The sequence below is a fragment of the Olivibacter sp. LS-1 genome, assembly GCF_008245145.1.
GTDB lineage: Bacteria > Bacteroidota > Bacteroidia > Sphingobacteriales > Sphingobacteriaceae > Olivibacter > Olivibacter oleidegradans.
In genome coordinates, this window is sequence record NZ_CP041643.1 from 6,410,671 (window position 1) to 6,421,661 (window position 10,991).

A 10,991-nucleotide genomic window follows, 5' to 3' on the forward strand; every position below is an offset into this window, starting at 1 on the left:
GAAAAATATTTGGCTTATAATGATACAATATTAAGCTTAATCGGTTAAGCAAGCAAATTTATTGTTCTACAAATTGTATCAATGATTCGTCTATTTGTCTCAAATAGAATAAATAGCAGAGAAGTAATAAAATAGTAAAGGGAGCGGTTAACCACTCCCCAATTACCAATTTCCTCATTTCCTATTTCAGTAAAAGCGATCTTTAAATTCCGGCGCCTACGGCGCGATCGAGATGCACATAACCGCCGTCTACATGGATTAATTGCCCCGTTGTATGGGAAGACTGGGGCGATAATAAAAACACGGCCATGGCTGCAATTTCTTCAGACGTAGTCATTCGATTTTCCAGTGGGATTCTGCTTGTTATTTGTCTAAGCGTTTCCTCTGGATTGTCTAAGGTTTGTATCCAGCTATCATATTGAGGTGTGGCACATTCTGCTACGACGATGGCGTTGACTCGAATATGATAAGGCAATAGTTCGACAGCCCATTCCCGCGTCAGTGCATTCCTTGCTCCATTGGAAGCTGCATAGGCGGATGTTCCTCCCTGTCCGGTTTCGGCCGTTTTTGAGCTAATGTTCAGAATCACCCCTTTATGCTCTTTGAGTGAAGGTAGCGCATAATGCGCCATAAGATAATAATGTACTAAACTATTATGAAGTCCTTTCAAAAACAACTCGTAATTTCCACTCTCTAAACTGACTCCATCGTTCAGTCCGGCATTGTTTACCAGCCCATCAATTCTACCGAACTTCCTTAAGGTCTGCTCCACAGCATTCTTACAGGCCTCTGCTTGGGTTAATTCGGCTTCCACACCGAAAGCCCGTCCACCCTGCGCAATAATTTCATCCACAACGGTATCATTGTCGGGCTTTTTTCTACCAATAATAACCGGTACAGCCCCTTCCTTTGCTAAGGTCACCGCTATACTTCGGCCAATACCTTTCGCTCCCCCTGTTACAATGATGATTTTATCTTTAAGTTTTAAATCCATTTGTTGTAGCTTTGAGCTATCAGCTTTCGGTTTTCAGCTTTCTGCTCAGCGAAATTAGCTGATGGCTGATATCCGATAGCCGACAGCTAATTAAAGTCTGTAAAATTCCTCTGCGTTTTTATACCATATCGCTTCTTGCTCCGCTAATGTTAGCGATCCGAGATGCTTATCTAACAAACTTACAACCTGTTCATATTGGGCCGCCACCAGGCAAACCGGCCAATCGGAACCGAACATAAGTCTGGAAGGGCCAAACGTATCCAAGAGATGATTGATATAAAATGAAAAATCATCCATCTTCCAGTGCTTCCAATTCGCTTCGGTCACCATGCCCGACAGCTTGCAATATAAGTTGTTATGACGCGCTAATAGGGCCATCTCGGTTGCCCAAGGTTCTGTCTTTTTAGCAGCGATGTAAGGCTTAGCTAAGTGATCGATTACAAAGCGTTGTTCACTATCGAAATGCGTAAGGAACTTAATGACAGCAGGTAATTGCTTAGGTTTAACCAATATATCATAACTAAATCCAAATTTGTGCAATGCTGCCACACCTCGGATAAAGGATGGACTCAACATAAAGTGAGGGTCGGGCTCTCCTTGCAAAATATGCCTGAATCCTTTCAATTTGGGAAACAGACTATAATGAGCCAAACGCTCTTCGATATGTGCAGTTTTCAAATCGACCCAGCCCACTACGCCTTTAATGAACGAGAATTGTTTTGCCAGATTCAGCAAAAAGTTAGTCTCCTGTTCAGACTGATCAGCTTGTACAGCTACGCAAGCATCGACTTCATTGGCTTGCAAAAGGCCCTCCAAATCCGTAGGTAAAAAGTCATGCTGGATAGCGGCCATGTCGTCTGTTATCCAAGCATCTTTCACAGCATTATAATTCCAAAAATGTTGATGCGAATCAATGCGCTTCATAAGCTTTTACTACTTGTTTAGAGGTGCCTAGACCTTCAGCTCCCAACTCCACTATATCCCCAGGCTTTAAGTATACGGGTGGATTAAATCCGAGACCCACTCCTGCCGGTGTTCCTGTAGAGATAACATCTCCAGGCAATAAGGTCATAAACTGGCTAATATACGAAACAATGAATGGTACTTTAAAAATTAGATTCTTAGTATTGCCATCTTGAACAACTTTACCATTAACACTGAGCCATAAACGGACATTATTTATATCGCTTATCTCATCTTGGGTCGCCAAAAAAGGACCTATAGGAGCAAAGGTATCGCATCCTTTTCCCTTATCCCATGTTCCGCCGCGCTCTAATTGATATTCTCTTTCAGAGACATCATTATGTAATACATAACCAGCAACATAATCCATGGCTGCTGTCTCTTCTACGTAACTCGCTTTCTTTCCAATGACAATACCAAATTCGACCTCCCAGTCCGTTTTAGTAGAACCTTTCGGTATAACGATCGCATCATTTGGTCCAACCATTGAAGTGGTCGATTTCATAAATATGATGGGTTCGGCAGGAATCTTCGCATTGGTTTCTTCTGCATGATCGCGATAGTTCAAACCAATACAGACAATTTTTGATGGCCTGGCAATCGGGCTGCCCAGTCGCGTTCCTTCGGGGACCTCCACTAAGGTTTCCTTATTTGCCTTTATAAACTCTTCTAAGCGAGCCAATCCATTTTCTTGGAAGAACTGCTCGTTAAAATCACCGCCGAAAGCGGATACATCGTAATTTTTTTCTTCTATCTGTACACCTATTTTTTCACGGCTAGGCTCACCGTAACGGATTAGTTTCATATTATTATTAGCTTTTAGCTTTTAGCTATCAGGCATCGGCCTTCAGCTTTAATTCGTTTTCAATTGGCCGAAAGCTGACTTCTGAAAGCAGAAAGCTGTTAATTATTCAACTTAATAAAGCCTCCATCAATTGGATAGTCATTGCCCGTAATGAAATCAGCTTCGTCAGAACATAGATAAAGTGCTAACGAGGCTATTTCCTCCGGTTTAGCCATCCGTCCAATGGGCTGGCTAGCGGCTAATTTAGCAAACATTTCTTCTTCTTTGCCCGGATAATTTTTAGCAATAAAGCCGTCCACAAAAGGTGTATGTACTCTTGCCGGCGAAATACTATTACAGCGTATCCCATAATCAATATAATCACGAGCAACCGACAATGTCATCGCAGCAATAGCACCTTTGCTCATGGAATAGGCAAATCGATCAGTAATACCAACCTGTGAGGCAATTGATGCCAAATTCAGAATGGCACCCTTTTTTCGCTCTTTCATCAAGGGGATAACACTAAACAAAGCATTATAAGCTCCTTTGACATTCACACTGTAAACACGTTCGAAATCTTCCACTTTACAGTTTTCTAAATTGCCGACATGAGCAATACCGGCATTATTCACCAAAATATCCACCGCTCCGATTCCCTGCACAACCGCTAGCATTTCGCTTTGATCGCTCACATTCACAGCGTGAGAGAAAGCCTTCCCACCGGCTTCCTTAATCTCGTCTCTAACAGCCGAAGCCGCTGACTCATTAAGTTCTAATATATGCACTTCAGCCCCCTGCTTTCCAAACAACAAGCTGATTGCTCTTCCGATACCACTTCCCCCTCCTGTAATAATCGCTTTTTTTCCAGTTAAATCAAACATCATATTTTATTTTTAGCTATCGGCCTTCAGCATTCAGCTTTCAGCCCCTTTATACCTCTCACCTTACACCTTATAAAGACACCCCCCGTCTCCAAGGGATAAAATCGTCTTGCCCTAATTTCACCGCTTTAGGCACTTGTTTCCCACTGGCCACCTCTATTACAAAATCCAAAATTCGTTCGGCAGCCTGCTCGATGGTTTCTGTACCTTCGATGATCGTGCCGCAGTTAATATCGATAATGTCTGGCATCTTTTCGAAGGTCTTTGTATTGGTCGACAACTTAACGACGGGCGCAATTGGATTGCCCGTAGGTGTACCTAAACCCGTCGTGAACAGTACAACATTCGCCCCTGCTGCCACCTCGGCCGTGGTACTCTCTACGTCGTTTCCCGGCGTACACAAAAGGTTCAATCCAGGTGTGTTGGCTAATTCCGGATAATCGATCACCGCTTGCACCGGCGAAGTTCCTCCTTTTTTTGCTGCGCCTGCGGATTTAATCGCATCGGTTATCAGACCATCACGAATATTTCCAGGTGAAGGATTGGCATAAAAACCACTGCCATCTTGCTCTGCCTTCGCATTGTAAGTTTTCATCAATTCCATGAACCGAAGGGCTGTTTCCTCGTCTTTACAGCGATCGCTAAGCTCCTGCTCTACTCCGCAAAGCTCCGGAAATTCGGAAAGTATAACAGATCCGCCTAAGGTTACCAGCATATCGGATAGATAACCAAGCGCAGGATTCGCTGAAATACCGGAAAACCCGTCGGATCCACCGCACTCTAAACCGATACACAGCTTATCTAAACCTGCCGGCCTTCTTTCTTGTTGATTAGCTTGAATCAGACCCGTGAAAGTATGCTTCAAGGCCTCCTGAAGCAGCACACTTTCAGATCCGATTTTCTGTTGCTCAAAAACATATAAGGGTCTATCAAAATGTGGATCACGTTTTGCAATCTCGGCTCTCAAAATACTCGCCTGCGCATGTTGGCAGCCTAAGCTTAGGACGGTGGCACCTGCTACATTAGGATGCGTTATATAACCTGCTAGCAGACCGCACAAAGCATCTGAATCCATGCGCGTTCCACCACAACCCATATCATGATTTAAAAATTTAATGCCATCTACATTCGGAAAAAGCTTGTGATGCCGGTGCGATTCCTTTACATCCCGCAGATCCACCGACAATAACTGCTCGATGGAGGCACCGGTCTTATAGAGCGAGATCAATTGCTCTACTTCCGGTTCATAACTTTTGGCTTTTTTAAAGCCAAGCTTTTCCTCAAAAGCTTCCTTCATTACCAATACGTTCCGATTTTCACAGAAAACTAAGGGGATAACCAACCAATAATTTCCTGTTCCAACTGTTCCGTTGCTACGATGATAGCCAAGAAAGCTACGGTTTGAAAAGCGGGAAACATCCGGTTTATGCCAGTCTAGTTTTCGTTTCCCTAGTTTAAAATCGTTTGCTGCGTGATAAATGTTTTCGGTGGTAATTGCCTCTCCTTTGCCGATTGCTCTATTCGTTTTTCCTACCAGAACGCCGTACATATGTATTTCCTGCTCCGGTGCCATCTCCTCTATCGTGAATTTATGCTTTGCAGCTACCGCGCCAGGTAGCACGAAACTATCACCATTAAAGTGAATTGATTCACCGGCAGGCAGGTCCTGCAACGCCACCAGTACATTATCCGATGGATGTATTTGCAAATATTTTCGTATTGTTGTCATTTCCAGTGATCAGCTGTCAGCCTTGGGCGATCAGCTTTTTGTTTCGATTTATTTTTGCCAATATGCCTATAGCATAAAGCCTTATAATTTAAAAATTTCCTCCATCAACAACCACTTTTCACCTTCTTTTGCTTGTGGCAACGGTTGTTGGTATTTCCACATTAAAGCTTCCCATTCCTGTACTTTCGGATTGTTTGCGTCCATCTCCGCTTTTTTATCAAAGCTAAAATCATCCGTAACCTCCATGATCATAAACAAACGGTTAGCCAATCGGTATATGCGCATATCGATGACTCCCGCTGTTAAAATCGACTCCCTGATCTCAGGCCAAATAGCCCGATGATGCTGCTCATATTCTTTTATTAGATGATCATCTTCTTTGAGATCAAGTGCCAATGCGTATGTTTTCATTTTGCAAAGTCAAAATTCAAAAGTAAAAATTCAAAAGCCTGCCTCCCGGAGGGATGGTAAAAAGGCCCATTCACTCATTCAACGCTCATCATTCCTCACTCATCACTCATCACTATTTAACTACTTCCCTACTCAACCATTTAACTGCTATTGAACTACCTAGATCCTATACCCTTTCCATCCATAGTAAAAGACAACCAAAAAACATATTAACGGAACCAGATAAGCAATTTGTATACTGTTTGCCGCAACGGAGACGAGCCCCATCAACAAAGGAACAACAGCCCCACCAATGATTGACATCACCAAAAAGGAAGAAGCAATCTTTGTTTCTTCACTTGTAAGATTTTGTATACCGAGTGAAAAGATGGTTGGATACATAATGGACATAAAAAAAGGAACGGCAACAAGTGCATACAAAGCCACGGTGCCTGAACTAAACACGGCCACCAACAATAGCAAAGTGCATAACAAACCATAAGCCGCCAATAAACTAGCCGGTTTAATATAACGCATTAAGAAAGTGCCGCTGAAGCGACCTAACATGAAACCAACCATCGCTACTGATCCAAACAAATAGGCCGCATTTTTTTCTCCCATATCGGTCACATGATTAGCATAGCGTATAAAAAAACTACCGACGCCCACTTGTGCACCCACGTAGAAAAATTGGCTGACAACTGCCCATAAAAAATGCTTATGCTTAAATATCTTCAATGAAAAATTCGTCCCAACAGTGTGCGTACCATCCGATTCCTCCTCTTGACTTTCCGGAAGCTTGGTGACAACGAATAAGAGTAAAAGGGCGACTACAATACCGGCGATAACAAGATAGGGTACTTTCACCGTATCGGCTTCCGACTGTAAATACGAATTCAACGACTCGGGGCTCATAGCGGCTAATTTTTCGGGACTATGTTCGATCCCTGAAAGAATGAATCTACCACCTAAAATAGGTGCTACCACGGCGCCCAAACCATTAAACGATTGAGCAAAATTTAGCCGTTGTGTGGCGGTTTCCTTATCACCTAGTACGGCTATATACGGGTTAGCCACCGTTTCCAGAAAGGTTGCCCCTGCTGCAATGACGAAAATAGCCGACAGAAAAAAGATATAGTTCCTTTCAGAGGCCGCAGGAATAACCAGGAGTGCTCCTATCGCGTAAAGAATCAATCCAAGTAAAACTCCCTTTTTATAACCGAACCGTTGCATATATAAACCCGCCGGAATAGCTACTACGAAATAGCTTATGTAAGCAGATGTGTCGATCAATGAAGACTGTAGATCGTCTAAGGCAAAGGCCTTTCTCAAGTGTGGAATTAATATGGGATTTAAGTTATGAAGCAGGGCCCATAGAAAGAACAATGAAGTAACTAAAATGATGGGTATCAGCACACCTTTTTTCGACATAAAATAATATTAGGTTCAGTTTTAATCAAAATAATTTATCCTTATTGGTAAAGCCAACTACAAATTAAGGAATTTCACTTTTTAAATCCCTTGCTCATTTTAGCCAATCATTAAGCTATTTTAGCATATTTGTTTTATATTTGCCTGATTAGCTGACCATACAACTGAATAGATTGGATATTGTTTCGCATTAAGCAGTTGACGTTAATCACCTAATATGTAAAATAATGAAACCTCAATTACTCAAGCTAAGTACGGCACCTACGCAATCTTTCAGCGTCCGCCAGGACTTTGTTCCCTATATTAATAATAGATGGCATTATCATGCGGAGGTAGAACTCATTCATTTTTACCGAGGAAAAGGAACACAGTTTATTGGAGATCAAATCAATCACTTTCATTCAGGGGATATCGTTTTGGTTGGATCTCAGCTACCCCACTATTGGCGATTTGACGATCACTATTTTGATGAGCAAAATGAGGATCGGGCCGATGTTCGAGTCGCTCATTTCAATGAACACTTCTGGGGTCGCGACTTTTTGGAACTTCCCGAAAACATAGCCATTAAGCAGTTGCTCGAAAAGGCACGAAGGGGCATTCAGGTAACAGGGCAAGCTAAACAGAAAGTAAGTACCTTGTTAGAACAAATGCTTCATTCGGAAGGAACCCGACGGATTATTTTATTAATGGAGGCCCTACATGCAATTGCTTCCGATTCCTCTTATCGGTTGATTTCATCCATTGGCTTTCATCCAAACTTGCAAGATGAAGAGAAAAAAAGAATCAACAGCATATTTGACTACACCTTAGCTAACTTTCGTCAAAAGATTAGCTTAGAAGATATATCAGCTATCGCCGGCATTAGTTCTAACTCTTTTTGTAGGTATTTTAAAGCAAAAACAGGTAAAACCTATTCTCGCTTTCTCTTGGAAATCCGCGTTGGCCATGCCTGTAAATTACTGATTGAGAATAAAATGAGTGTCAAACAATTATGTTACGAAAGTGGATTCAACAACTTCGCAAGTTTTCACAAATACTTTAAACAGATAACAGAAAAAAGCCCTTTGGCTTATCAAAAGGCTTTTTTGGAGAAAGCTTAGTTTTGCTGTAGGCAGTAAGCTGTAAGCGGTCGGCTATAGGCTTGTGCTGCTGCTACTACTTAACTACTCTCCTACTTAACTACAAACTAATTAAAGCCATTCATCGCTCATCATTCATAATTCAACACTAATAAAACCCTACTTAACGACTCAACTACTTAACTACTTAACGACTCTCCTACTTAACTACGAGCTCACCTTAACGTGTTCCATCACAGGCACCCCGGAAATAACCAACGGATTCGGCTATACCAGCTAATGGATCTTTCATATCTTTTTCATACTCCAAGCTACAAGAGCCTGTGTAGTTTACTTTTCGTAACATTTTCACATAAGCGGGGATATCAATCACCCCACGCCCCAGCTCGCAGGTTTTACCGTCCTTTGTTGCTGCGGTGACATTTTTTAAATGCATATCAAAAATGCGCTTGCTGTATTTTTGCAGGTCCGCTACCGAATCGCGACCGTCCCGTTTGTTGTGTCCCATATCAAAGCAGATGCCCAATCGTGGATCCAAATTCTTTATCAAATCATAAATTACCGATGCATTTGGGTAAAGCTTATCTTCCGGTCCATGATTGTGAATGGCATAGCGAATGTCATATTCCTTTGTTTTTTCGGCGACATACGCCAGATCTTCATGATTAGGGATACCGATAATTAAGTTTACACCAACCCGTTTAGCATAATCAAAACCTTTATCAATCTCTTCTCTGGTTTTCATATAAATAGGTCCTACCGCGTAACCGGTAACATCAAAGCTTTTCAGTTTCGCATGAAAAGTCGCTATTTGCTCGGCTGTACTATTATATGGTAAATGAAAATCCTTGATGCACAAATAGTGTACATCTACTTTCTTCATCATCTCCAGCGATTGATCTAAGTTAAAATTAACGAAACTATAACCTGCAATTCCAAGTTTGAAAGGTTCGTCTTTCGCATGCGCTCCTCCAAGTGGTTTAGCTTCGACACTATTATATACGCCGTCTACAAGTGTTGCACTTACTGCTCCTATTATACTTTTCTTTAAAAAATTTCTTCTCGGGTTCATTATCTAGATTTATTTCTTCTTGGCCAATTCCAAGGCCTTTGTAGTTACATAATATTTGGCGATCATATTAGGCACTTCCCAGTCGGGCAGTTTACCTTCTTTCAAATAACTTAGGTAGTTACTGGTCACTTGCCCAAAATGCTCCTCGTGATTAGTCTTTAACACTTCCGGTATATTAATCTTATAATAACCTGCTTTCAATTTTTCAGCAGCTACACCGGTGTATTGCTTAGCAATTTGCGCAACCGCTTCCTGTACAATTTTCTCGAAGTCCGCTTGCTCTTCCCCTACTGCTTCCAGATAGAGAACGGGCTTATAATTTTCTTCCTTACCTTGCTTAATGATCAAGTTCGCTTTTGATCCACGCATAATAGAATAGTGGGTATCGCCGGTACCTTCAGGAGCTTCAAAATTCCATTTCACCACCACTTTTGCATGCACATTCTTAATCGTATAGTTAATTTCGCCGTTAGCAAAAACCCCCAACTCGCCTTTCTCATTCATGTTACCTTTCAGCATATCGGGAAACTCTTCTTGCGTTGCTTTCTTGAATTGTGCGGCACCTAACCAGGTTGGCCAACGTTTAGCATTTAACAGCTTAATATCTTTTTTATAATCAATTACCTGTTCCGGAAATCCTTCCCATTGAACTAAATCGACCAAATGCGTAGTCACGTCCACAATACCCTCTCCCTGTTGATTCACATCAAAGAACCATGTAGGGCGGATGAGGGGCTTACCCGATACATTCTTGAAAAAATGATGCACACTTTCTTTGGTTATGGCCGGTTCGTCAAGCGTACCCCTTTGCAATTCGCCAAATAGCGCTGAAATTTGAGAGAACTCTTTTTGCAGGGTAGCTGTAATCTCAAAGCGTTCGGTCATAATATCATAAAGCAAGACCTTCTTCTCTTTAGCTGAGGCAAAAGCTTTTTCCAGTTTCTCAAAACCTGCTACATCGATGGCCATCGGTTTATCGGCCAGCACGTTCAATCCGGCGTCAATAGATTGGGTAATGTAATCTATTTTCTTTTGGTTATTTCCGGCGAGCACTACTACATTACCTTTTTTATCTGCTATCATTTTTTGAAGATAGTCCGTACCGGTATAAACTTCCTCTTTCCAATGAGTTGGATCTTCCATTCGCGTATTATAACTCTCAATTAGAGCTAAGTGCGCTTTTAGATCTTTACCATCTTCCGGTGCGTATACATGCACCACACTGTCAACATTCGGATACATAGACTTTTGCACCAGGGCGGCATGGAAATGTCCGGGATCCAGTGTAATTAAGCGGATGGCATTCGCATCGCTCTCTTGTTTTTCTTTACTCGACTGGTTATTACAGGCAACCATTGCTCCACCCAGTAGCAGCAGTCCCGCAGCCTTCATAAATTTGTTTTTAAACATTTGAATTTCCTATTTTAGCAAGTATTTGTTTTTCCTTTTAAAGCGTCGCGCTTTTTGCTTTTGAATTATTGATGCTTTGTTAGTTTTTTAAGGTATCAATGAGCCCTTCGGGGTTATTGATGCTTTGTTAGTTTTTTAAGGTATCAATGAGCCCTTCGGGGTTATTGATGCTTTGTTAGTTTTTTAAGGTATCAATGAGCCCTTCGGGGTTATTGATGCTTTGTTAGTTTTTTAAGGTATCAATGAGCCCTTCGG

General features: G+C 41.8%; 10 protein-coding genes. 1 reads left to right on the plus strand and 9 read right to left on the minus strand.

Features of this window, described 5'->3' with window-relative positions:
- Positions 1 to 202 precede the first annotated feature (202 nt).
- The 7 genes from FKG96_RS26595 to fucP form a co-directional block, all read right to left on the minus strand.
- A complete protein-coding gene (locus tag FKG96_RS26595; protein ID WP_130858082.1) occupies positions 203 to 994 on the minus strand; it encodes an SDR family oxidoreductase in 792 nt (263 codons plus the stop codon).
- Positions 995 to 1,084: 90 nt separating this feature from the next.
- Positions 1,085 to 1,918, minus strand: coding sequence for an amidohydrolase (locus tag FKG96_RS26600; protein WP_130858083.1), 834 nt, complete (start codon positions 1,916 to 1,918; stop codon positions 1,085 to 1,087).
- Positions 1,905 to 2,762: a fumarylacetoacetate hydrolase family protein gene (locus FKG96_RS26605; protein WP_130858084.1), complete on the minus strand. Its 858-nt coding sequence runs from the start codon at positions 2,760 to 2,762 to the stop codon at positions 1,905 to 1,907. Before FKG96_RS26605 ends, FKG96_RS26600 begins: the two co-directional genes overlap by 14 nt.
- A gap of 98 nt (positions 2,763 to 2,860) precedes the next feature.
- The gene (locus FKG96_RS26610) at positions 2,861 to 3,625 is read right to left on the minus strand and encodes an SDR family NAD(P)-dependent oxidoreductase (protein ID WP_130858146.1); all 765 of its coding nucleotides are present in this window, start codon (positions 3,623 to 3,625) and stop codon (positions 2,861 to 2,863) included.
- Positions 3,626 to 3,695: 70 nt separating this feature from the next.
- Positions 3,696 to 5,354 (minus strand): UxaA family hydrolase, encoded by a 1,659-nt coding sequence (locus FKG96_RS26615; protein ID WP_130858085.1) that lies wholly within the window; start codon positions 5,352 to 5,354, stop codon positions 3,696 to 3,698.
- 81 nt (positions 5,355 to 5,435) lie between these two features.
- Positions 5,436 to 5,765 (minus strand): L-rhamnose mutarotase, encoded by a 330-nt coding sequence (locus tag FKG96_RS26620; RefSeq protein WP_130858086.1) that lies wholly within the window; start codon positions 5,763 to 5,765, stop codon positions 5,436 to 5,438.
- A gap of 159 nt (positions 5,766 to 5,924) precedes the next feature.
- Positions 5,925 to 7,175 (minus strand): L-fucose:H+ symporter permease, encoded by a 1,251-nt coding sequence (gene fucP, locus FKG96_RS26625; RefSeq protein ID WP_130858087.1) that lies wholly within the window; start codon positions 7,173 to 7,175, stop codon positions 5,925 to 5,927.
- Between the two features lie 227 nt (positions 7,176 to 7,402).
- Between fucP and FKG96_RS26630 the strand changes: the two genes are divergently transcribed.
- Positions 7,403 to 8,275 (plus strand): AraC family transcriptional regulator, encoded by an 873-nt coding sequence (locus FKG96_RS26630; protein ID WP_130858088.1) that lies wholly within the window; start codon positions 7,403 to 7,405, stop codon positions 8,273 to 8,275.
- A gap of 199 nt (positions 8,276 to 8,474) precedes the next feature.
- Here FKG96_RS26630 and FKG96_RS26635 read toward each other — a convergent pair whose 3' ends face one another.
- Positions 8,475 to 9,326, minus strand: a complete 852-nt coding sequence (locus FKG96_RS26635) for a sugar phosphate isomerase/epimerase (RefSeq protein ID WP_130858089.1) — start codon at positions 9,324 to 9,326, stop codon at positions 8,475 to 8,477.
- Positions 9,327 to 9,335: 9 nt separating this feature from the next.
- Complete coding sequence (locus FKG96_RS26640; RefSeq protein ID WP_130858090.1) at positions 9,336 to 10,718, minus strand: putative oxidoreductase C-terminal domain-containing protein; 1,383 nt, start codon at positions 10,716 to 10,718, stop codon at positions 9,336 to 9,338.
- Between the last annotated feature and the right edge of the window lie 273 nt (positions 10,719 to 10,991).